This window comes from Alteromonas macleodii ATCC 27126, assembly GCF_000172635.2.
GTDB lineage: Bacteria > Pseudomonadota > Gammaproteobacteria > Enterobacterales > Alteromonadaceae > Alteromonas > Alteromonas macleodii.
Genome location: NC_018632.1, coordinates 511,227 through 533,900, shown reverse-complemented (window position 1 = coordinate 533,900; position 22,674 = coordinate 511,227). Strand labels below are relative to the sequence as shown.

The 22,674-nt window shown below is 44.1% G+C and carries 26 protein-coding genes and 1 pseudogene; 18 read left to right on the top strand and 9 right to left on the bottom strand.

Annotated elements, in window-relative coordinates; all coding sequences use genetic code 11:
• Nucleotides 1-11 precede the first annotated feature (11 nt).
• Both sodN and MASE_RS02350 read left to right on the top strand, forming a co-directional pair.
• Nucleotides 12-509: a superoxide dismutase, Ni gene (sodN, locus tag MASE_RS02355; protein ID WP_014948153.1), complete on the top strand. Its 498-nt coding sequence runs from the start codon at nt 12-14 to the stop codon at nt 507-509.
• A complete protein-coding gene (locus MASE_RS02350) occupies nt 510-797 on the top strand; it encodes a S24/S26 family peptidase (protein WP_014948152.1) in 288 nt (95 codons plus the stop codon).
• A gap of 186 nt (nt 798-983) precedes the next feature.
• Here MASE_RS02350 and cgtA read toward each other — a convergent pair whose 3' ends face one another.
• The 4 genes from cgtA to MASE_RS20025 all read right to left on the bottom strand — a co-directional run bounded on the left by cgtA (nt 984) and on the right by MASE_RS20025 (nt 3,418).
• A complete protein-coding gene (cgtA, locus tag MASE_RS02345; protein ID WP_014948151.1) occupies nt 984-2,150 on the bottom strand; it encodes an Obg family GTPase CgtA in 1,167 nt (388 codons plus the stop codon).
• A 260-nt stretch (nt 2,151-2,410) separates the two neighbouring features.
• Complete coding sequence (gene rpmA, locus MASE_RS02340; RefSeq protein ID WP_012517170.1) at nt 2,411-2,668, bottom strand: 50S ribosomal protein L27; 258 nt, start codon at nt 2,666-2,668, stop codon at nt 2,411-2,413.
• A 15-nt stretch (nt 2,669-2,683) separates the two neighbouring features.
• Complete coding sequence (gene rplU / locus MASE_RS02335) at nt 2,684-2,995, bottom strand: 50S ribosomal protein L21 (protein ID WP_012517169.1); 312 nt, start codon at nt 2,993-2,995, stop codon at nt 2,684-2,686.
• 258 nt (nt 2,996-3,253) lie between these two features.
• Nucleotides 3,254-3,418 (bottom strand): hypothetical protein, encoded by a 165-nt coding sequence (locus MASE_RS20025; RefSeq protein WP_156080638.1) that lies wholly within the window; start codon nt 3,416-3,418, stop codon nt 3,254-3,256.
• A gap of 352 nt (nt 3,419-3,770) precedes the next feature.
• On the opposite strand from MASE_RS20025, the gene ispB reads away from it, so the two are divergent.
• The gene (gene ispB / locus MASE_RS02330; RefSeq protein WP_014948150.1) at nt 3,771-4,745 is read left to right on the top strand and encodes an octaprenyl diphosphate synthase; all 975 of its coding nucleotides are present in this window, start codon (nt 3,771-3,773) and stop codon (nt 4,743-4,745) included.
• A gap of 111 nt (nt 4,746-4,856) precedes the next feature.
• Here ispB and MASE_RS02325 read toward each other — a convergent pair whose 3' ends face one another.
• From MASE_RS02325 to MASE_RS02315, 3 genes are all read right to left on the bottom strand, one after another.
• Complete coding sequence (locus tag MASE_RS02325) at nt 4,857-5,573, bottom strand: ZIP family metal transporter (RefSeq protein WP_014948149.1); 717 nt, start codon at nt 5,571-5,573, stop codon at nt 4,857-4,859.
• A 280-nt stretch (nt 5,574-5,853) separates the two neighbouring features.
• A complete protein-coding gene (pepQ, locus tag MASE_RS02320; RefSeq protein WP_014948148.1) occupies nt 5,854-7,185 on the bottom strand; it encodes a Xaa-Pro dipeptidase in 1,332 nt (443 codons plus the stop codon).
• A gap of 167 nt (nt 7,186-7,352) precedes the next feature.
• The gene (locus tag MASE_RS02315; RefSeq protein WP_014948147.1) at nt 7,353-9,416 is read right to left on the bottom strand and encodes a transglycosylase SLT domain-containing protein; all 2,064 of its coding nucleotides are present in this window, start codon (nt 9,414-9,416) and stop codon (nt 7,353-7,355) included.
• A 495-nt stretch (nt 9,417-9,911) separates the two neighbouring features.
• Here MASE_RS02315 and fadB point away from each other — a divergent pair, with 495 nt between their 5' ends.
• Together fadB and fadA are read left to right on the top strand one after the other, a co-directional pair.
• Nucleotides 9,912-12,062 (top strand): fatty acid oxidation complex subunit alpha FadB, encoded by a 2,151-nt coding sequence (gene fadB, locus MASE_RS02310; RefSeq protein ID WP_014948146.1) that lies wholly within the window; start codon nt 9,912-9,914, stop codon nt 12,060-12,062.
• A gap of 18 nt (nt 12,063-12,080) precedes the next feature.
• Nucleotides 12,081-13,244, top strand: coding sequence for an acetyl-CoA C-acyltransferase FadA (gene fadA, locus MASE_RS02305; RefSeq protein WP_014948145.1), 1,164 nt, complete (start codon nt 12,081-12,083; stop codon nt 13,242-13,244).
• A gap of 81 nt (nt 13,245-13,325) precedes the next feature.
• On the opposite strand, the pseudogene MASE_RS20375 reads toward fadA, so the two are convergent.
• Nucleotides 13,326-13,877, bottom strand: a pseudogene (locus MASE_RS20375) (phage integrase N-terminal SAM-like domain-containing protein).
• Between the two features lie 238 nt (nt 13,878-14,115).
• On the opposite strand from MASE_RS20375, the gene MASE_RS02295 reads away from it, so the two are divergent.
• The 12 genes from MASE_RS02295 to MASE_RS02235 all read left to right on the top strand — a co-directional run bounded on the left by MASE_RS02295 (nt 14,116) and on the right by MASE_RS02235 (nt 20,303).
• Nucleotides 14,116-14,829, top strand: a complete 714-nt coding sequence (locus tag MASE_RS02295) for a hypothetical protein (protein WP_014948144.1) — start codon at nt 14,116-14,118, stop codon at nt 14,827-14,829.
• The gene (locus MASE_RS02290; RefSeq protein ID WP_014948143.1) at nt 14,799-15,437 is read left to right on the top strand and encodes a winged helix-turn-helix domain-containing protein; all 639 of its coding nucleotides are present in this window, start codon (nt 14,799-14,801) and stop codon (nt 15,435-15,437) included. Before MASE_RS02295 ends, MASE_RS02290 begins: the two co-directional genes overlap by 31 nt.
• Nucleotides 15,438-15,573: 136 nt before the next feature.
• Nucleotides 15,574-16,278 (top strand): hypothetical protein, encoded by a 705-nt coding sequence (locus MASE_RS02285; RefSeq protein ID WP_014948142.1) that lies wholly within the window; start codon nt 15,574-15,576, stop codon nt 16,276-16,278.
• Between the two features lie 482 nt (nt 16,279-16,760).
• Nucleotides 16,761-17,048 carry a hypothetical protein gene (locus MASE_RS02275; RefSeq protein ID WP_014948140.1) on the top strand — a complete coding sequence of 96 codons (288 nt, stop codon included), beginning with the start codon at nt 16,761-16,763 and terminating at the stop codon, nt 17,046-17,048.
• 152 nt (nt 17,049-17,200) lie between these two features.
• Entirely contained in the window at nt 17,201-17,482 is a 282-nt protein-coding gene (locus MASE_RS02270; protein ID WP_014948139.1) for a hypothetical protein, read from the top strand.
• 66 nt (nt 17,483-17,548) lie between these two features.
• Complete coding sequence (locus MASE_RS02265) at nt 17,549-17,827, top strand: hypothetical protein (RefSeq protein WP_014948138.1); 279 nt, start codon at nt 17,549-17,551, stop codon at nt 17,825-17,827.
• Nucleotides 17,828-17,955: 128 nt separating this feature from the next.
• Nucleotides 17,956-18,222 (top strand): hypothetical protein, encoded by a 267-nt coding sequence (locus tag MASE_RS02260; protein WP_148275216.1) that lies wholly within the window; start codon nt 17,956-17,958, stop codon nt 18,220-18,222.
• Nucleotides 18,223-18,293: 71 nt separating this feature from the next.
• On the top strand, nt 18,294-18,545 hold the full coding sequence (locus tag MASE_RS02255) for a hypothetical protein (protein WP_014948136.1): 252 nt from the start codon (nt 18,294-18,296) through the stop codon (nt 18,543-18,545).
• A 63-nt stretch (nt 18,546-18,608) separates the two neighbouring features.
• Nucleotides 18,609-18,977: a YnfA family protein gene (locus MASE_RS02250; RefSeq protein ID WP_014948135.1), complete on the top strand. Its 369-nt coding sequence runs from the start codon at nt 18,609-18,611 to the stop codon at nt 18,975-18,977.
• Nucleotides 18,978-19,012: 35 nt separating this feature from the next.
• Complete coding sequence (locus MASE_RS02245; RefSeq protein WP_041693663.1) at nt 19,013-19,441, top strand: GNAT family N-acetyltransferase; 429 nt, start codon at nt 19,013-19,015, stop codon at nt 19,439-19,441.
• Between the two features lie 52 nt (nt 19,442-19,493).
• Nucleotides 19,494-19,949 carry a GNAT family N-acetyltransferase gene (locus MASE_RS02240; RefSeq protein ID WP_014948133.1) on the top strand — a complete coding sequence of 152 codons (456 nt, stop codon included), beginning with the start codon at nt 19,494-19,496 and terminating at the stop codon, nt 19,947-19,949.
• 24 nt (nt 19,950-19,973) lie between these two features.
• A complete protein-coding gene (locus tag MASE_RS02235; protein WP_014948132.1) occupies nt 19,974-20,303 on the top strand; it encodes a zinc ribbon domain-containing protein YjdM in 330 nt (109 codons plus the stop codon).
• 77 nt (nt 20,304-20,380) lie between these two features.
• On the opposite strand, the gene MASE_RS02230 is transcribed toward MASE_RS02235, so the two are convergent.
• A complete protein-coding gene (locus tag MASE_RS02230) occupies nt 20,381-21,238 on the bottom strand; it encodes a LysR family transcriptional regulator (protein WP_014948131.1) in 858 nt (285 codons plus the stop codon).
• A 171-nt stretch (nt 21,239-21,409) separates the two neighbouring features.
• On the opposite strand from MASE_RS02230, the gene glyA reads away from it, so the two are divergent.
• On the top strand, nt 21,410-22,666 hold the full coding sequence (gene glyA, locus MASE_RS02225; protein ID WP_014948130.1) for a serine hydroxymethyltransferase: 1,257 nt from the start codon (nt 21,410-21,412) through the stop codon (nt 22,664-22,666).
• Nucleotides 22,667-22,674: the final 8 nt, after the last annotated feature.

Sequence of the window (22,674 nt, the reverse complement as noted above, 5' to 3'; positions counted from 1 at the left end):
GGGTACAAATTATGATTCATCAATTACTCTCAAAACTTCATGCCGTTAGCCCCTTCCCTGCGGTTAGCGCACATTGCGACATTCCTTGCAAAATTTACGATCCGTTTTCGGCGCAGTTGGCTGCGTTGAGTGTTATTCGTTTCGTAGACCTACTTAACGAACTGGCCGAAAAAGAGACACTTACGTTCGCAGACCAAGCGCAAATGAGCCGCCTAGTAGCAGAAAAGGAAACCCATGCAGAGAAAGTAAAGCAAGAAGTCAGGGTAATATGGGGCGATTACTTTAAAGCCCCTCAGTTTGAGAAGTTTCCAGATACTAACGAGCTGGTGCATAAAATCATGCTGGCCGGTTCTGGGTGTAAGCAACACGTCAGCAGAGAAAAAGCTGAAGAGCTGCTTTCGTTAGTGAATGAATTTGCAGAGCGTTTCTGGGCAACCAAGGATGTCGCAACCAAAAAAGCAACGTGCCCCTATCCACCTTCTGAAGAAGTGGTTTATCCCGACCTCTAAATGTTTAAAATTATGCGGGTTACGGGGAGCAGCATGTTGCCTTCTCTAAGTGACGGTGATTTTGTCTGTGCAATGAGATGGCCTTTTAGGTGGCTGCGTAGCGGGCAAATCGTGGTTGTTAAAAGCAGCACTTACGGCGTAATTATCAAAAGGGTAGACCATGTTAACACCGACGGAACGTTTACCTTAACGGGCGATAACAAGGCCCACTCTGTAAGCCAAGAGGCCATGGGTAAGTTTACTCGCGCTCAATTGATGGGAAAGGTTATCTATCATACCAATGAGTAAGCCAGCACGATGAGGGTGCATTAGCCTAACCGCGTTACTTACAAAAAAGCTCGCACGTTGTCTTTGCAACGATGCGAGCTTTTTGTTGTTCTAATTTGCTTTAGAGCACTGGTTATCAGTAATTGTTTCGCAATTGACTGTCACTCAGCGATTGTTTCTCAACGACTGTTTCTCAGCGATTGTTTCTCAACGACGATACTCAACTTCCACGTCGTAATCGTCTTCGTCCCAGTCGTCGTCATCTAGGTCATCTTCAAACTCATCATGAGCTTCAAGTGTATTCTTGTGGTAAGTGTCCCACTTGAATTCTACTTCTTTCTTCTCTTCTTCCTCTTCCAGTTCAGCTGGAAGAGTTTCAATGAAGTCCATAATGTCGTTACACAAAGGATCTAGGTTCATCTTTTGGAACGCAGAGATTTGATAAACTGGGCCTTCCCAACCTAGTGCATCGATCACGTGCTGACAGCGTTCTTCAGCTTCTTCTTCAAGTAGTAAATCGACTTTATTAAATACTAACCAACGAGGCTTTTCTGCCAATTTAGGGCTGTATTTTTCAAGCTCTTCAATGATCGCTTTTGCGTGCTCGGCAGGATCCGTTTCATCAACAGGGAAAATATCTACCACGTGGAGCAAGATACGGCAGCGCTCTAAGTGTTTTAAGAAGCGTATACCTAGGCCAGCACCATCGGCAGCACCTTCAATCAAACCAGGAATATCCGCAACAACGAAGCTTCGCTGTGAATCTTGACGAACCACCCCTAAGTTAGGCACCAGGGTTGTAAACGGATAATCAGCCACTTTAGGCTTAGCTGCTGATACAGAGCGGATAAAGGTTGATTTACCTGCGTTAGGCATACCGAGTAAGCCAACATCGGCTAGAAGCATAAGCTCTAGCTTAAGGTTACGAATTTCACCTGGTGTACCATTGGTCTTTTGACGCGGGGCACGGTTCGTACTGCTTTTAAAGCGGGCATTACCTAAACCGTGAAAACCACCTTGTGCCACTTTAAGCTTTTGACCATGACGAGTCAGGTCACCTAATACTTCGCCAGTATCACTATCAGTAGCACGCGTGCCAACAGGCACCATTACGGTGAGGTCTTTACCTTTCTTACCAATACAGTTGCCGCCTTGACCATTTTGGCCACGCTCAGCACGGTGAAAGCGCTCAAAGCGATAATCGATCAATGTATTTAGGTTTTCATCGGCCTGTAAAAATACACTGCCGCCGTCACCACCGTCGCCACCGTCTGGGCCACCTTTAGGTACGTATTTTTCCCTTCTAAAGCCAATTGTACCGTTGCCGCCGTCACCGGCTTCAACGCGAATTTCAGCTTCATCTACAAATTTCATTTATCACTCCGGGCTGTAATGCCGTGGGTTATTAACTTATTTAATGCGAATACTAAGTTTACACCAAATTGCGCATCGGCGCTTTTGAGTCTACTCAGCATTCTAAAAAATTGAGAAGTAAAACCTTGCTCAGCGCTAATTCATTTTCAGAATATAATCGCTATTAATTAAGAACAGAAAAAGAAAGAAAGGTTTCACAAAACAAAAAACCCCGCAAGCGCGGGGTTTTTCTAAGCCTGTTCGGCGAGAAGCTTACGCGCTTACTCAGCTACGATGCTTACAAATTTACGGTTCTTCGGTCCTTTAACGTCGAACTGAACTTTACCGTCTTTTAGTGCAAACAACGTGTGGTCTTTACCGATACCCATGTTGTCACCAGCGTGGAAACGAGTACCACGTTGACGAACAATGATGTTACCAGCAAGAACAGATTCACCACCAAAGCGCTTAACACCTAGGCGTTTACTTTCTGAATCACGACCGTTTTTGGTACTACCACCAGCTTTTTTGTGTGCCATGTGTTCGTGCTCCTATTATGCGTTGATACCAGTGATTTTCACTTCTGTGAACCACTGACGGTGACCCGCTTGCTTACGAGAGTGCTTACGACGACGGAACTTAACGATTTTTACTTTATCGCCACGACCGTGTGTAACAACCTCAGCAGTCACCTTACCACCAGCAACGATTGGTGTGCCGATTTTTACGTCGTCACCGTTGCTTACCATTAAAACTTTGTCAAATTCAACCGTTTCGCCTGGGGCTACTTCGATTTTTTCAAGACGAACGGTTTGGCCTTCGGCCACACGGTGTTGTTTACCGCCACTTTGGAAAACCGCGTACATAGTTAACTCCGCTCTGCGTCCACTGACGCTTCAATTCAAAAAACAGGGCGCGAATTGTACGTGAAACATCCGTAAATCACAACCCCGATTCGCAGAAAAATAGATTATTTTTCCAACATGGGGCGAATTATGCCCCAATTGCGTATTTGATGCAGCTTCAAATGCCCAAAAACCGTTAAAAATTCACAAATTTTTTTGAAAAAACAGTAAAAATTTTTAGGTCGTATTAAATCAAAATGGAAATATTGATAGGTCAAATTACATAGAAATGCGATCCAAACAGCGCAAGATCACGCGAGCGAGATCGGCAAACGATCCCCAAATATGCATTGCGATCAGACTGCGATCGAGCTGCTGGATCCCACGAATAGGATCGTTTTTACGATTACTACTTCCCCACTTTGTATCTGTGACTTGGGGCAATGCTACTCCCCTAATTGAGAAACAAAGTTGCTCTTAAACACTTCGTTTTCTTCATACAAACGTCAAAAAATAGCGACTTAACAGGAAAAATTATCGAGAGCACCTATAATTGCATGTGATCGCATGATTAAGGGGGCGTACGTGCGGCAAACCGCTAAACACAGAACAGAATTTATATGAAGAACGCAGCCCCACCTTTTTCACATCTGGTTTAACCGTATTTGAGGAATTACACGTAAATGCGTTAAGCCGTCATTTTTTAAGACAATTTGGTGGATAGTACAGATGATTAAGGTACAATCGCCACCAATAATTGCCCAAGACGTAAGAGTAAGTATTTATTGCCATGCCTATGGATATAGATCAAATCCGCGCCCTGTCTAATGATGATATGCAGGCGGTCAACCAGCTGATTCAACAACAAGTCGACTCTGATGTTGCCCTAATTAATCAGCTTGGTTTTTACATTGTAAACAGTGGCGGCAAGCGATTACGCCCACTTCTTACCGTGTTAAGTGCGCGGGCTATGGGAATAGACAACAACGATCACCATACCCTTGCGGCGATTGTTGAATTTATTCATACCGCTACCCTGTTGCACGACGATGTAGTTGACGAATCGACCATGCGCAGAGGGCGGGAAACGGCCAATGCCATTTTTGGCAATCAGGCATCAGTGTTAGTGGGTGACTTTCTTTACACCCGTTCTTTCCAAATGATGGTGAGCCTTAAACGCATGCGCGTTATGGAGATACTGTCTGAAGCCACAAACCAAATTGCTGAAGGTGAAGTGTTACAGCTGATGAACTGTAACGATCCCAGCACTACAGAAGCTCGTTACTTTGATGTTATTTACGGTAAAACGGCGCGTTTGTTTGAAGCTGCTACGCAGTTAGCGGCTGTGCTGACCGACCAAAATGAGCACATTGAACACGCTATGCAAGAATACGGTAAGCACCTAGGCACAGCCTTTCAGCTAGCTGACGATATACTTGACTACATGGCTGACAGCGAAGAAATGGGCAAGAATGCGGGCGACGACTTAGCTGAAGGTAAGCCTACTCTGCCATTACTTTACGCTATGTGGCACGCAAGAAATGACGACGACAAAGCGCTTATTCAAGAAGCTATTGAACAAAGCAATGGCCTACCACACTTGACGCGGATTCAAGGCATTATGGAAGAAACCGGTGCTTTGGACTACACACGTGAATGTGCGCAAAAAGAAGTACAAATGGCCATTAACAGCTTAAACGCTATTGAAGATTCTGAATATAAAGAGGCGTTAATCGCGCTGGCACATATTTCAATTGAGCGTACAAGCTAACTAGCAATAGATAACTAATTGTCGATAAGTGATATGAAAAGGCGTGTTGTAAGCAACACGCTTTTTTTATTGGCAATTACCAATTACGAAAACTAGCTAATTATTAAAAAGCTAGCCTTCGAGCATGAAGCCTATCATCCCCACTAAAAAACCAAGAATACCGCCAAGCGGAGGAAGCCAATGGTTTTCCATACGAATTTGCGGTGCAATATCCTGAAACACCGAATAGAGTATCCCACCTGCGGCAAACAGCATTATACCGCTCATTACAACGGGGAACTGCGCTAGATAATAAAAGCCTAACAAGCTAAACAAGGGGCCAAGTAGCGCCATTAATACAAAGATAATAATGAGTTTGGTGCTGCGCTGCTTGTTCTTTGGCAACATTTCCCTATATGCATTAAACCCTTCTGGTAAGTTTTGAACTGCAATCAGTAGGCCTAATAACATGGTACCTCCGCCTAACGCTGCCGTAGTACCAAGTGCGATAGACTCAGGCACAAAATCACTGAGCATGGCGGCTAACTGGCTGCCTGCGGTTTTCTTTTTCGCCAAGTAAATATCAAGGGCCATAAAAGCTAAAGCACCGCCTACGAAGCACATTATGGCCGCAAATACCGATACGTCTTTTATGCCTTCAGGTACAAGTACAAGACCCACCGCCGAAATTAGCGCTCCTGCTCCTAACGCTAAAATACCATGGCGTAATTCTTTTTCTAGCCACTTAGGCTGAATGCCTTGGTAAGTCGCTAAAATAGCGCCAGCAGGCATCGCTAAGCCTGCTACTGTTGCCATTATTAATAAACCTACAATATCGCCTTGTGGCATAACGACTCCTTTCTAATCATTGCTTGTACATCTTCCTATTGATTACTACACACAGCACCATTGGTTTACAAATAATACCAGTCCGCATAGATAATTACCTACTCAGCGAGAGTTAAAATGTTCGTAATCGCGACGTGTTACCGCAGGTATAGTGGTTCTACATCAAGGTGACACAACAAGGAGTACGAACATTTTAAAAGCGCGTAATGAAAAAGAGCAGCTTAAGGCTGCTCTTTGCATTTATAACGATGGGTTGTGTTGGCTATACACAAAAAATCGATTAATTTAAGTCCAAATCTCGTGTCATGTTCTCGTTCTTATCGCGATGCACAATAATGTTGTCTTCAATGCGAATGCCGCCAAACGGTTTGTATGCATCAATGGTATCCCAGTTAATGTACTTAGACGCAGGCGTCGCTTTAAGGTCGCGCAGTAGACTATCGATGAAGTACAGGCCCGGCTCAATAGTGAACACTTGACGCGCTTCTACCATACGCGTGCAGCGCAAGAACGGGTGATCATCAGGAGCAGGCTTAGGCGTGCCTCTGTCATCATTAACCAATCCGCCCACATCGTGTACCTGCAGCCCCAAGAAATGGCCAATGCCATGTGGGAAGAACGTGCGTGTAATCCCCATTTCCACAATCTCAGGTGGCGTTAAATTCACCATGCCGGTATCGTGAAGAATTTGCGCAATACCATCGTGGGCTAACAAGTGAATGTCTGTGTAGGCTACACCCGGCTTTAACGAATCGACTAAGGTCAGCGTTACCTTATCTACCGCTTGAATGAGGTCGCGGAACATCGCTGAATTATGAACACCTTCTTGAGCGTAAGTACGTGTAATATCTGCCGCATAGCCATGATAATTTGCACCCGCATCAATCAGAAACGAACGTGATTCTTTTGGCGCTACGGTATCACACTGCATGTAATGCAGAATTGAAGCATGCTCGTTAAGTGCCACAATACTGGTATATGGTACGTCGTTGTCACCTTGTCGGCTTGCTGCGGCATAGGCAAGATTGATATCAAATTCGCTTTTGCCTTCACGGAAGGCTTGCTCAGCGGCCTTATGGCCTGCCACCGCCAGCTTGTTAGCTTCACGCATGCAGTCAAGTTCATAGTCGGTTTTATAAGCACGTTGATAGTGCAAATAGTGCAACACGCGGTCTGGATTTACATTGTCAAAACCCAACGCTTTTGCCACTTCAATATATTCGCCTACATAGGCAAAACGGCTTTTATCGTAAGGCAGAAATTTCTCTACCGCATCGGCCTGTTGAAGTAGTTTAATGTCGAAGCTGTCAGTCCAAAAGTCATTTGGCTCTGGTGGCACTTTGTGCCAGAAATCTTCAGGGCGATAGAAAATAAGCGTAGGCTTGTCTACACCGTTTACCACCAGCCAACAGTTAGGGTTATCAATAACAGGCACCCATGCTTTGAACTGCGGGTTTACCTTAAATGGGTAGTGATTATCGTCCAAGAAAAGACGTTTGCCCTGCCCTGAGTGAATAACTAGTCCGTCTAGCCCTTCTCGCTGTAGTGCTTCGCGAGTTCTAGCTTGAAGCTCTTCGATATGCTGTTGGTAGGTTGCTTTATGTTGCGACATAGCCCCTCTTATCTTTTTAGTCGTTAGTTAGCTACTAGTGTATCACGAGGCCAGCATGACATGCATACTGGCTCAGACCGCTGTGCTGTTGTATACGTTAAGTTTCCCATACTGGTAAAATAATAACGTAATGAAAGGCGTACCCGTATACGCCTAACCTTTGACAGCTATCGCGGTGCTAGTTGCAGTGTACCTGTTACCGGATGTGTACTTACTGCATCTGCCGATGGGATCATATCGCGGGTAAGTTGAGGGAAGATATTCTCGTTTCCACCTAGCTGCTGGTCGTAAATATGCTGATACGCCATCACCGCCTTCACGTAAGCACGGGTTTCTTTGTAGGGAATATTCTCAATCCAAATATCCACGGGCAGCGCTTCATTAGCAGGTAACCATTCCAACACTTTGCGCCAACCAGCGTTATAAGATGCGGACACCAGCACAGGGTTATTGTTTAACTTGTCCATTAAATAACGCAGGTACTGCACGCCGTATTCAACGTTATCGTCTACCTGAAACAGTGTGTTACGACTCACTTTCTCTTTTGCTACATAACGCGCTGTTCCCGGCATAAGCTGCATGAGTCCAGCCGCTCCCACCGAAGAGATAGCATCGCTTCTAAACGAACTTTCGCGGCGTGCAATAGCCATAGCCAGCGACTTTGAAATGCTGTATGCCTGCGACTTTTCGCTGAATACATCGTTAAAGGCCAGTGGGAATCGGCGCTCGACATCATCCCAATAGCCACTTCGCGCAAAACTGGTAATAGCTTGATCGTACAAGCCCCACTCATACGCCAAAATGCCCGCATCGGTCACTTTCGATTCGGGTAAATGTGACAGTAAATAAAACCACTCACGGCGCGCTTCTGTGGTTCTGTCTAACCTGAAAAATTCAACAGAGCGCATGGTGGCAGGGGTTTTCGCCACACTGGCAATAGCTGCCGTGTCTCTTGGTGCTGGCGTGTGTGCAAGCGACGGAATTTCGCCTATGTGCGCACTTGCCATAAAGCCATAATAATGGCGTTCTTGAGAAAGCTCTTTATAAAGCACGGTAGCCTGCATAGTTTGACCAAGCGCTTCTAAAGCTCGGGCTTTCCAATAGCGATAGTTTTCTTCTTGCTGCAAACTGGCAGGAGCGCTATCAATAACATTAACCACTTCCTGCCACTTTTTCGTGCGAAGCAAATGGGAAATATGCCAAAGCTTTACATCTTCACTGGCACCCTGCACATCAGCAAGTTCAAGCCAATGATGCGCTTGAGGAAGGCGGTCTAGCGTGTAGCTAAGCGCTATTGCTCTTCGCATAACGTGCTGCTGCGCTGGCGAGAACACGTTTTTGTCGTTGTAGCGGTTAAATACCGTGCCGGCTAAGTCAGGGTTTCGCCAAGCAAGTTTCTCGACCGCCCATACGATTACCTCAGCTTCATGCGATGCATTTTTTAGTGGAAAGAGCGCCGTTCTATTTACTCGGCTGGTGTCTCGGGTTACCGATAGCCACGCGTCAGCCAGGTATTGCTTATCACCGGGAAGTTGGCGCTTAAGATAAGAGATAATGCTTCGGTTATCTTCTTTCGCGGCAATCTCTATGCGCTTGATCACCATTTCGGGTGTCATCATGCCCGCTTTTTTCCACTTAGCAAAAAGCGGATCGCATTCATCCGGTTGCGATTGACCGTGAAGCCATAAAGCGTCAACTTCGGACAAAATAGCTTGTTCGCTTTCACCTTCTTTTAAACGGTAATTAAGCGCAATACAGGTTAGCCTTGCGCCCATACCTGGGCGATAATTGTCTAAAAAAGTGCTGCGATAATCGTGCTTAGCAAGGTAATTAAGCCATTTATAACGCACACCGTAGCTTACCGGCTGACCATTGAAATCTTCCAGAAACTGCTTAACCTCGCGCTTTGTTCTTATTGACATAGTGCGCTCTAGCTTGAGTCTAAGTAGATAAGGATAAAGCGGATAATGCGCCAGTTCATAAATGTCGTTATCGAGGCGCTGAACGCTTAGCTTCGAATACGTTAACAGCTTTTTTTCAACTTCTAGATAACGAGCGCGATCCTTTTCGAAGATATCTTCGGGTAGTGTTAAAGGCTGTGTAGCCCATGCGCCGATAGAGAAAAATGAAGAGAGCGAGCAAACAAATGCCCCCACAACGGTGGCGAACAATTTATTGTTTTTTGTCAGCGAGCGCTGACCTAACCACGAACTAAAATAAAAACCAGACACAATAGAACTCCTACCCTGCTCTACACTCGAACGCTTATGAGCGCTGGCAAATTTGCCGAATCGAGCTGATTGTAAAATGTTGCTGAAAAAGCAGCATTGCGACTGATCCACTACGTTCGTTTGATAAACGAAGGGAAAATTTCAGCCTGGCTCCTTGCCAAAGAAGATGTTGTGCCAGCTGTCGTTAGCTATGCTTTACACACATAGTTGACATGATTGTAGATTATTCTTTTGCTGGATTGGCGCTTTGCGTCAATAACGCTCATTATACAACCACCAATGGCGAAATGAAGCTTGAATTCGATATTTACACTTGAATTTAAGTCATCCGACCACTACCTTAGACAAATTGAAACGCTTGTTTGATTTTTTGTTGAAATTTTGTGTGGCTTTGTAAAGAATCTAGCCACCCTAACGCGTTAGTGAATGCATACGACCCTACAAATTAGTTGGATTACTTCACTAACATCCTGGCCAATGCCGAAGGAGATGATAATGATATACACAGGCAAAAGTCTTTCCGTCAGCCTGTTAGAAGACGGCTTTGCTGAGCTGGTATTCGACGCCCAAGGTTCAGTAAACAAGTTCGACCGCCAAACGGTGAGTGAACTTGACGAAGCAACTCAAGCCCTACTTGCTAAAGGCGATGTTAAAGGCTTAGTGGTACGCAGTGCAAAACCTGCATTTATCGTGGGTGCTGATATCACCGAGTTCACTGGCCTATTCGCCATGGACGATGCAGAAGTACTACAGTGGGTTGCCAATACATCACAAGTATTCGACCGCTTCGAAGACCTACCTTTCCCTACCATCGCTGCAGTTAACGGCTTCGCTCTAGGTGGCGGCTGTGAGATGGCATTGGCGTGTGACATGCGTATTGCAGACACTACTGCTTCAATTGGTTTACCAGAAGTTAAACTAGGCCTAATGCCTGGTTTTGGTGGTACGGTTCGTCTACCTCGCCTTATTGGTTCAGACAATGCCCTTGAGTGGATGACCACTGGCCGCGACAGAAAAGGCGCGAAAGCCTTGGCTGAAGGCGCGGTTGATGCCGTTGTTGCACCAGAAGCACTTGTTGAAGGTGCGCTTTCAATGGTGAAAGACGCCGCTGACGGTAAATTTGACTGGCAAGCGCGTCGTGCGGTTAAGAAAGCCCCACTACAGCTAAACAAAAACGAAGCCATGATGAGCTTCAGTACTGCTCAAGCTATGGTATTTGCGCAAGCTGGCAAACACTACCCAGCACCGCACAAAATGGTTGAGACTGTTCAAAAAGCAGCGGGCCTAGACCGTGAAGGTGCACTTAAGCTTGAAAATGAAGGCTTTGTAGCGTTAGCGAAAACAGACGCTGCGAAAGCGCAAATTGGTATTTTCCTAGCCGACCAGCTAGTTAAAAGCAAAGGTAAAAAGCAAGCGAAAGCAGCTACTAAGCAATCTAAGCTTAACGCTGTGCTAGGCGCAGGCATCATGGGCGGCGGTATCGCATACCAAAGCGCTGTGAAAGGCACGCCAGTTATCATGAAAGACATTAATCAAGGTGCACTAGACCTTGGCCTTTCTGAAGCAGCGAAAATTCTTGGTAAAGGCATGCAGCGCGGTAAAGTAGACGCGACTAAAATGGCGCAAACACTTAACGCTATCACGCCTACCCTTGAGTACAGCACGCTTAAAGATGCTGACCTTGTTATTGAAGCGGTTGTAGAAAACCCGAAGGTAAAAGGTATTGTGCTTAAAGAGGTAGAGGACAACGTAGCGGACGACGCTATCATTTGTTCAAACACTTCTACTATCTCTATCAATCAGCTCGCTGAAAGCCTAGACAAGCCAGAGCGCTTCTGTGGTATGCACTTCTTTAACCCAGTGCACCGCATGCCGCTTGTTGAAATTATTCGTGGCGAAAAAACCTCTGAAGAAACCATCAATGCAGTAGTAGCCGCTACCCTTAAAATGGGCAAAACCCCAATTGTGGTTAACGACTGCCCAGGGTTCTTGGTAAACCGCGTATTGTTCCCATACTTTGCGGGCTTCAGTAAGCTACTTATCGACGGCGCTGACTTTGTTGCAGTTGATAAAGTAATGGAAAAAATCTTCGGCTGGCCTATGGGCCCTGCCTACCTAATGGACGTTGTAGGTATCGACACGGGCGATCACGCAGCAGACGTAATGGCAGCGGGTATTCCAGAGCGTATGGCTCGCCTAGACAACGACCCTGTAACACTGTTCTACAAAGAGCAGCGTTTAGGTCAGAAGAACGGTAAAGGTTTTTACAACTACGGTGTTGATAAGCGCGGTAAGCCGTCTAAAACACCTGCTGAAGAAGCATACGCCCTAATGGCGCCACACGTAGCTGAGAAGACAGACTTTGAAGCTGACGACATTATTGCACGCCTTATGATCCCAATGGCAAACGAAGCAATTCGCTGCCTAGAAGAAGGCATTGTAGATAGCGCAGCTGAAGCAGATATGGCGCTACTTTACGGCTTAGGTTTCCCTCCATTCCGCGGTGGTATCTTCCGTTGGATTGAAACCATTGGCTTGGCGAACTTTGTTGCGATGGCAGACAAGTACGCTGAACTTGGTCCAATTTATCAGATCTCAGACGGCGTTCGTGAAATGGCCGCTGCTGGTAAATCCTATTTCGCATAAGACCCGGAGGAAAAACTAATGAAAGAAGTGGTCGTAATCGATTGCGTACGTACCCCTATGGGTCGTTCAAAAAACGGTGTTTTCAGAAATGTGCGTGCAGAAGACCTATCTGCAGCGCTAATGACCGCGCTACTAGAGCGTAACCCTGGCGTAAACCCAGCGGAAATTGAAGACATCATTTGGGGCTGTGTTCAGCAAACTAAAGAACAAGGCTTCAACGTTGCACGTAACGCGCAACTATTAACACAAATTCCACGCACAACTGGCGCGGTAACGGTAAACCGTTTATGTGGCTCGTCAATGCAAGCCCTTCACGATGCAACAAGTGGCATCATGAGCGGTCGTGGTGACATTTACATGATTGGTGGTGTTGAGCACATGGGTCACGTACCGATGAACTACAACATAGACTTCCACCCAGGTCTTGCTAAGTACACGGCGAAAGCGTCGGGCATGATGGGTATGACTGCCGAGCTACTTGGCCGTCAAAACGGTATTACTCGTGAGCAACAAGATGCATTCGGTGCGCGTTCGCACCAGCTAGCGCACAAAGCACACCTTGAAGGCCGCTGGGCTAACGAGATTGTGCCTGTTGAAGGTCACGATGCAAACGGCGTATTAAAGCTAATTGACTACGATGAAGTAGTTCGCCCAGAGAGCACTGCTGAGAGCATGGCGGCACTTCGCCCAGTGTTCGACCCAGTAAACGGTACTGTTACTGCGGGTACATCTTCTGCGCTGTCTGACGGTGCATCAGGTATGCTACTTATGTCAGCAGACCGTGCGAAAGAGCTTGGCCTAACGCCTCGTGCGAAAATTCGCTCGATGGCAGTGGCTGGTTGTGATGCGGCAATTATGGGTTACGGCCCAGTGCCAGCAACACAAAAAGCGCTTAAGCGCGCTGGCCTTACTATGGACGATATTGAACTTGCTGAGTTTAACGAAGCGTTCGCAGCACAGGCGCTATCATGCATTAAGCAACTAGGTTGGATGGACCACCTAGATACTAAGATTAACCTTAACGGTGGTGCGATTGCACTTGGTCACCCACTAGGTTGCTCCGGTTCACGTATCTCAGGTACGCTTATCAACCTAATGGAATCACAAGACGTAAGCCTAGGCTTAGCGACTATGTGTATTGGTTTAGGCCAAGGTATTGCTACCGTATTTGAGCGTGTATAAGCGTTAAAATAAGCGCTTTTGAAGCTAAATTTAAAAAAGGGCCTTCGGGCTCTTTTTTGTTGGGTGTAATTACTTTAAAGATTACTTCAAAACACGAGATAAAGGACTTATCACCCCCTGCGCACCTTGCTGAAGCACGTGAGTATAAATTTGTGTGGTCTTTACGTCTGAATGACCCAACTGTGTTTGCACCGTTCTAATATCAACGCCCGATTGCAGCAAATGCGTTGCAAAAGAGTGGCGCAGCGTATGAGGCGTAACTTTCTTTTTAATGTCACAAGTTTTTGCCGTGTTCCGTATTGCTTTTTGTATACTCGATTCATCAATATGATGTCATCGCACTCTTTTGTTTTCAGGATCGATAGATAATCGAGAAGTGGCCTTTCCAATATATCGCGATACAAGAACGCCAGTTCATTTAGCGCGCTAGCCTGAGTAGCCTGAGCCACATTCTTAGCGTTAACTAAGTGAGACAGAAACACTCAACTCTTTGTCTCCCATTTCAGATGGGTGCTTATTATTATTGAAGCGGATAAAACTAATTATCCATTTACTATAGAGTTCAATCGAACGCTTCGCATAGCGACGGTTTTGCATGTGCTCTATCACCATTTGCATGAACATTGATTTCATTTTTTTGATTTTAATTACTGTAAATAAAAACAGAATTGCGGTTTTTGACTCGTCCGTAAAATAAAAAGGAAAGATTCCGTACTTAAGTACAGTATTTTCAGATACTAGGTGTAGGTTATTGATGGAAGTGTATTTACGTGCGAAAGTGGCAAAACTATAAATGTGATATATGGAAACTATCCACTTTGCATAAAGGATTTTTTCCTTACACTAAATTGTTATGCTTTTTAGAGGAAGTATGGACGAAAGAAGTACTAGTGAACTTATTGTAACTTTAGGCGAAGATTTTCAGCGGTGTTACTCCAATGTCATAAAAGATATTGAGAATGGCGAAAAGCAAGAGGATGGTTCAACTCTTGCTGAACATGAGTTCAATGCTCGCCAGCTTGTTAGAGCTGGTTTCGCCTATATCGAAGGAGTCAGTTTTGCTATGAAGATTGCGGCAATTGATGATGCAATTGAAAATGGTATTGAACTAACTCAGGCCGAAATTGACTTTGCGTTTGAAGTTTCTCATCAGTTAAATGAAAAAGGCAACGTTGTCGAAGTTAGTGCTCATATCAATCTAACGAAAAATATCAAATTTGCTTTTAATTTATATTCTAAAGCTCATAGCTTAAATCAATCATTTGATGCAGGTCTTACGTGGTGGAGCGACCTGAAAAAGGCAATCAAGATCCGTGATCGGCTAATGCACCCTCGTAGCCCCGAGAATCTTGATATTGAGCCTAATGAAGTAATCACCGTTATTTCAGCAGTTAGAGGTTTTGAAGCTTTGCTAGTCGAATATATTGGAAAAAAGCATAACAAGCGCTTCAACCAAGGGACGCTAAACAGCAGGCTGCGCTCCTTCGTCGCTTATTTTAGCCTGCTGTTTTTGCGCCGGTTAAGCGAGCGTTATGCATTTTGGAAACTTCGGCTATGGAATCGAAACTTTTTATCATCGAGTTAGTTAAGTATGGAGCATGGCCTCTCGTTACCTGCGTAATAGCATATGTATTAAAAGACAGAGTGTCTGGCATATTTGGTGGTGGCATAAAGTCTGCTAAACATGGAGATACGGAGTTTCAATTTTATGAAAACAATCAACATGCCAAACCGATAAAACTCGAAGACCAGGATTTGACAAGATTCATCCCAGTTGATACGACTGGAATCAGAACCGAAGTTGAGGCCCATATCACAAATGATCTCACTAAAATTGATGGTGAAAAGGATAAAATTGACATATTAGTCAAAAATTTAGCCCAGCAGCAGATTATCAACACCTTCGAAAAAGTGTATTTCAATATATTTGGTTCGCAAATACAGGTCCTCGAATATCTTTCAGTACAAAACAATGGACAATGCAGTGTGAAAGATATTCTTCCTATATTTGAGAATGCTAAGCAAAAAAACACCAAGATACTTAACGGTGTTCAATTTTCAGATTATATGCAATTTCTTTTGAGTTGGGATTTAGTAAAAAACGATGAAGACAAATGGATCATCACTAAACATGGTAGAGCTTTTCTAAACTATATTTCTGCAATGCGCTTGGATAAAAATAAGGTTGCATAGAAAAGTGCATAACAAACCGCTGTAGTCGGTCGCAGGCTCCCTGGGACAATAACACGTGGGCTCTGTCGCTTTGCTCGGATTTTAGCCCATGTGTTATCGCCCTTTATGCGGGTGTTAAATGCCACAAGGAAGGTACATGTTTAAACTTTTATGGTCTTTTATTTTAATTATTTCTCTATCATTCGTGCCAGCGCAGGGTGGCGAAACAACTGTCGATTTAAACGAAAACACAGTAATTTATCACGGTAAATTATCGCCATCAGCAAATCAGAAACTTCTTTCAATTCTGAAAAGTGGTAAGAGTAAAGTTGAATGGCTGTCTATAACGTCCGAAGGCGGTGAAATCAATCATGGAATGGATCTTGGTGATATTGTTCATGACTATGATTTGAAGCTTGAGGTCAATGAGTATTGTCTCTCATCATGCGCCAACTACGTTTTTTCTGCAGCAAACCATCACAGGATCTCGAGTCACGCAGTTATTGGTTTCCACGGTGGTACAACCGGAATGGAGAAAGAAATTACATCGTTTATTGATGCTATTCCTGAGGAAGAGCGGGAATCAACAAAGCAGAGCTTAGAAAAATATATGAGGTCAGCTGTAATTCGTGAGCGAAACTTCTTCGAAAAAATTGGCGTGGACCAGCGAATAACAACACTAGGGCAATCTTCCGAATATAAAGAGTTCGCAGAGAAAGAAGACTTTATCGGCTGGGACTATTCACTCGAAGGGCTTGCTACGCTGGGCGTTTCTAACATTGATGTAGTAAACCCTCCTTGGTCATATCAACATTTGAGCGAAAAAACTAAGTTTTTCAAAGTCAGAGTAGGCGGCATTTAACATTGGGTTATGTCAGCCCATATGAATACGAAGCAAAATACGCTTAACATGGACGTCCACTTTTAATGGGGAACACCGATGCTTTTCAGAAAGTTCATCAATAAGGAATGTTATGAATCTAAATGCAACATTTTGGGGGCAAGCACTCTTCATCCTCGCGTTAGTTGTAATTTTCTTTACCATCAAATTTGCTAAAGGAAAGGCTGACAATATCGGGTTGGTTGTCATTTACGCCGTCTTGCTCAACTTCTTGATCCCGCCTGTTGGGTGGTTTTATTGTTACCGATGGGCAAGTAAATAATTGCCTAGAACAAATATCATCCTCTTTGTAGCTAGTTTTTACTAAAGTGAGGTGTGAAAGGTTTTAATTTGTACACATATAACAAGCCAATGAGCACGTTCGCTGCGACGTTAGCTACAGAACTTTGTAGCTCAGTTAAGGTCGAAGTTTGAGACAGCAAAATACGTTAAAAGGAATTACCATGAACAAAAAAGCTTTTTTTATTGGCTCAGCCACTTTGCTATCTTCACTGTTAGCCTTTCAATCATTCAGTAACCCAGCTCCCTTAAATTCAGTCCAAAAATGCGCATCTCTACTCCCAAACGGCTACAACTTTTCCATGACCATAAATGCTAAGATAGATACGACAACTGACAAACCAGTAGTGTCAGGCATTCTAGATTTAACAGACGGTACCGAAATACTCCCCCCAGAATTAAGTTCAAAAGTAGAGCCTTTCAAACAATGCGTAGTAAAGCTGATGAAATAGACAACATGGCTCAGGTAACCACAAACCATTTGCTTTCAAAATAGATGTTGGCCTTACAAATCAGCCAAGTTCGTCTCTCGACTGTATCTTCCCTAGGGAAGACACAATGTTGAGTCGTTATTTACCTCTGGTAACTATCTAACGGGATATTTATGAAAAGCAAAGATGTAAAGGTAAAAGCCAGAATAGCCAAGTTATTACTTTCATTTTGCTTTGTAGCCTGGGGAGTCACTTGGGTTTATGCATTTATTGCAGATGAATGGGGGCTAATCGCAGGATTTTTTAAAGGCTTAGTACTTGGAGGCTGTCTCTCTGTCATTCCCGCTTCATATGCGATTTATTCATTAACACAAACTAAGTTACCAACGTTAAAAATAGTACTCGGTATATCACTAACTTGGTTGTTTATTGTATGCAGTTTATATTTGGTTTAACAGGCCGTAATCTACCAAGTTTCTTTCACAGGATTGTGAGTAGCCAAATCAATCTAAGAGGGATTTATGCAGACTGCGCTAATTATTGTTATTCCAGTAGTTGTTGTTTTGCTGATTATTGGAATTCTAAAGCTCAAACCGTTGTTCAGTTATATGGCAATTTTTGGCTTAGGAGTACTGTCTTCATTCGTAGTGGAGTTCTTTTTTTGCTCTGGCCTGCAAACACAGTGTGAAGCAGATGCGTTAAATATGGTGGGCTTTTTCTTCCATTCTTTTTATGTGATAGCAATTTGTTCAGTTTTTTACGCTATTATGCCTCACGCTTCAAAACAAAAATCGCAGTAAATGTCTTAACAAAATGACGATTAAGACTATAGTGTGTAATTCAGAAAACTTGATTCTATAGGCTGTAGTTCAAGTAAATAAAAAATAATTCGTTGAAATCAATGGATATAGAAACGAGTAGAGGTTAGTTGACTACATTCGGTGAGCTTGGTGCAGCCCTTGTAATTAAAAACCAAAAGATAAGGAGTTCTTTTAATATGAGTTTTTGGCAAATCATTATTTTTATCGTGCTTTTCAGCCTTACACTTCTACCAGCGTTAATTGCCTTAACATCCAAAAAAGCTAAAGGCATACACAAGTTAGCATGGGGGGCCATTTCCCTTTTCTTTTCGTGGTTGGGTTTTTTAATCTATTACTTCTTTGCAATTAGAGGTATGAGCAAGCAAAGTACATAACGATTCGTTGTTACGCTCCACTTTAATATGCCCTTTATTAGACGTTATACGGTGATAGGAATTTAGATAACATGAAGATTAAATTGATAGTAATCTTGTCAATATGCGTAATCTCAACAGGGTGCGCTTCAACTTCTGATAGGGCTGCAAGAGACTTTCTTGATGGGGCTAGTGCCAGTGCTGAAAAAAGACAGCGAGAAGAATCTACTAACCGATACAGCAAAAAGCGTGACCACAAAAACGATGCTATAGAAGATACGGTGTCTGGAGCACTTACCGCGCTTTTTAGAGGCTTGTTTAGCTCTGAAAGCGACGATAACTAGTGAAAGATAGTTTCCTAGCATGGCGTGCGAGTAGCACTTTAATGCCCTTTTCAAAGGTATTATTTGCTTACCAGCAGTATTTCAAAAGAGGCCTGCCCGTTGGAATTAAAAACCATTGGTTTGTTTGTTATTACTGCACTTGCTGAAATTGTTGGGTGCTATCTGCCCTATTTATGGTTGAAAGAAGATAAGTCCATATGGTTGTTAGTACCAGCGGCTATATCGCTCGCGCTTTTTGCTTGGCTGTTGTCACTTCACCCAACCGCTGCCGGGCGCGTATACGCCGCTTACGGTGGTGTTTATATTTTTATGGCTATTATGTGGCTTTGGCTTGTTGATGGAGTGAAGCCAACGTTATGGGACTTGGTGGGCACCTTTGTCGCTTTGATTGGTATGGCGATAATTATGTTCGCACCAAGAAGTCACAGATAAGAGTCTTGCTTGCAATAAATAACGAAGAAAACGCGATGAAGATTACCTTTATTCCAAGTACGAACCTACCAAGGGCTGCTGAGTTTACCTTTAATAACATGCGCGATTATTACGCTCAGTTTGCGCCTGATTGGGACGCCGAAAAAGTGCTTGGGGTTACCGCAGAGCTCATTAATTACGACATTCAAGTAGACAGCGAAACGGTGGGGGTGATGCGCCTTCAATACGACGGTAGCACCTGTATATTGCGCGACCTTCAGGTCATACCCAGCGCCCAAAACAAAGGCATAGGTAGTGCTGCCATTGAAGAAGCAGAAAGACTAGCGTTAGGGGCCAATACTAGCTCGCTTGACTTACGAGTATTCAAAGTTAGCCCTGCCGTTTCACTTTATAAAAAAGTGGGATTTATCATTAAAAGTGAAGACGACCGCTTTTTTAACATGACTAAACCCTTAAGCACTTAACAAACAGGCTTGTACCGCCGTCTACTCAGAATATACCTAAAGGCCAAAGCACATGAAGATTATTATTGATGATCTCACCGGAGGAGAAGTGCTAGCGCTTTTAGAAGAGCATTTGTCTGATATGTATGCTACATCGCCACCTGAGAGCGTACATGCATTAGATGTTGAAGCACTAAAAGCTTCGAACATTACTTTTTTTAGTGGCTGGAAGCAGCAACAGCTTGCGGGCTGCGTCGCTATTAAAACCCTTGATACACATAGCGCCGAGCTAAAATCTATGCGCACAGCCAAGCCGTTTAGAGGATGCGGTGTAGCGTCTCAGTTATTACTTTTTGCCCTAGAACATGCGAAAATGAAAGGGTTTAGTTCGGTAAGTTTAGAAACAGGAACGCAAGACTACTTTTTAGCGGCCAGAACCCTATACAAAAAGTTTGGTTTTGTTGATTGCGGTCCATTTGGCAGTTACTCAATCGATCCCAACAGCCACTTTATGACCCGAGCGCTTTAATTTAGTACTTTAAGAGAATTCCACATGTCGTTACCTCCTTGCCCGCATTGCCAATCAGAATATGTATACGAAGATCAGCCTCTACTTATTTGCCCTGAATGTGGACACGAGTGGAACCCGAACGAGGTAGAAGAGGAAGTCTCAGCAAAAGACTTCAACGGAACACCGTTAGTAGCCGGCGACAAAATTACGTTAGCAAAAGATTTGAAGGTAAAAGGCAGTTCATTGGTACTTAAAATTGGTACCAAAGCCGTTATCCGTCATGTGAAAGATGCCAAAGACCACCAGCTAGACTGTAAAGTAGATGGTGCTGGTGAAATGATGCTAACTGCACAATTTGTTAAAAAGGCATAGACGGCATTTATTGAAAAGCTGTTACTCCTCTCGGTGCGCTTGCCTTGTTGTTTAGCAAGCGCGCTTGCTATTTCCTGTTAAAAGTTTGCGACTTCGTTGGTAATGGTTTCAGTAAGCAAGCTAATCGCTTTCGATGACACTTTCTGAGGGTTAACTAAACAAACACCCACATGCCCAAGCTCGGGTAAACTTTCTGAATTAGATAAAACGTGTAGCCCAGGCGGCACCGAACTTTTTGCAAGAACGGTTATGCCCAGTCCTTCGTTAATGGCCGTTTGTATGCCGTTTAAGTCAGCAATGGTGTACACCACCTGCCACGGTTTTTTGATGGCCGATAAAAGATTGGTTGCTCGCTTGCGGTAAATACACGGCGACGGTGCAGCAATAATAGGCAGTTTAGCAGGCACGCTATTTACAAAGCGCTGACTCCCCACCCATACCAATTGATCTGAAATGATGTAGCCGTCTTGCTGAGGATCAGGTGTTTCTTGTAGCGAAAGAATTAAATCGAACTGGCTTTTAAGCGGCTCACTAATTAAGTCTTTACTTAGCGCACAATGCACCTCTAGCGATATTTCCGGATAGGTTTGCGTGAACCGTCGAATAATTTTAGGCATAAGCGTTGTACTAAATTCGCTGGGAATGCCTAACCGAATATTTCCCGTAACCTGCGGCTTGCCGAATTCGGCCATAGCCTGATCGTTAAGAGCCACTATCTTTTCACCATACGACAATAAGCGACTACCAGCGCCAGTCAGTGCCAAGCGGTTTTTGTCGCGGGAAAATAGCTTTTCCCCAATCATTTCTTCTAGTTTTTTTATCTGTAAGCTAATGGCAGGCTGTGTGCGCTGAAGCTGCTCCGCACATTGTGTGTAGCTACCCGTCTGTGCAATAAGCACGAACGAACGCAGAAAATCTATCGATAAGTTTTTCATTACTTTGCTGTACACCTCTCTATTAGCTTTGCCTGCTGTTTTGCCTTACTGATGCCAAACTTGCTCACAAGGCCATTTAATAAAATTATAATGCCATATTTTTTATTAATTTTATTTATTCTTTTTACACTCCTAGTATCAGATACAAAATAATGACATTTAGGAGCCAGCATGAACCCACTTAACCAGCACCTTCACGAACAAGACCCAGATATCGCAGCATTTATTGCGCAAGAAAACGAACGCCAAGAACATCACATTGAACTGATTGCATCGGAGAACTACACCAGCAAAGCGGTTATGCAGGCGCAAGGCAGTCAGCTAACTAATAAGTATGCAGAAGGCTATCCGGGCAAGCGCTATTACGGTGGCTGCGAGGCGGTGGACAAAGTAGAGCAGCTTGCTATCGACAGAGCTAAAGCATTGTTTGAAGCTGACTATGTGAATGTGCAGCCTCACTCTGGCTCTCAAGCGAATACTGCAGTTTATATGGCGCTATTAAACCCTGGCGATACCATTCTTGGGTTGAGCCTTGATCACGGTGGGCACCTCACACACGGTGCAAAGCCTAACTTCTCGGGAAAACTATACAACGCGATTCAGTATGGCTTGAACACAGAAACCGGTGAAATTGACTATGACCAAGTAGAAGCCTTGGCTAAAGAGCACAAGCCAAAAATGATTGTAGCGGGCTTTTCCGCTTACTCTCGCGTGGTCGACTGGCAGAAGTTTAGAGACATCGCTGATAGCGTGGGCGCGTATTTACTCGTAGATATGGCACATGTTGCAGGACTTGTTGCGGCCGGTGTTTATCCCTCGCCAATTAACGCGGCTCACGTGGTTACTACTACTACCCATAAAACACTGCGTGGCCCTCGTGGCGGGCTTATTATGTGTAAGTCAAACCCCGAGCTTGAAAAGAAATTCAATTCATTAATCTTCCCTGGCATTCAGGGTGGCCCACTTATGCACGTTATTGCCGCAAAAGCGGTAGCGCTTAAAGAAGCCATGACAGCAGAGTTCCGCGCTTATCAAAAGCAGGTAGTTATTAATGCACAAGCTATGGCTGATGTATTTATGAAGCGTGACTTTGACGTAGTATCTAATGGAACCGACAACCACATGTTCCTGCTAAGTCTTGTAAGCAAAGGAATGACGGGGAAAGAAGCCGACGCGATATTAAATAGCGTGAATATAACGGTAAATAAGAACACAGTACCCAACGACCCGCAGTCACCATTCGTTACAAGTGGTATTCGAATTGGCACACCTGCGGTCACTTCACGCAATTTTAGTGAAGAAGACTGTGCTCAATTAGCCCATTGGATTTGTGATGTGTTAACAGCGCCAGAAGACATTGCAGTAGTACAGCAAGTGATAGATAAAGTGGCAACGCTAACAGCGGCTCGCCCCGTTTATACTAAGTAAAACCTAGT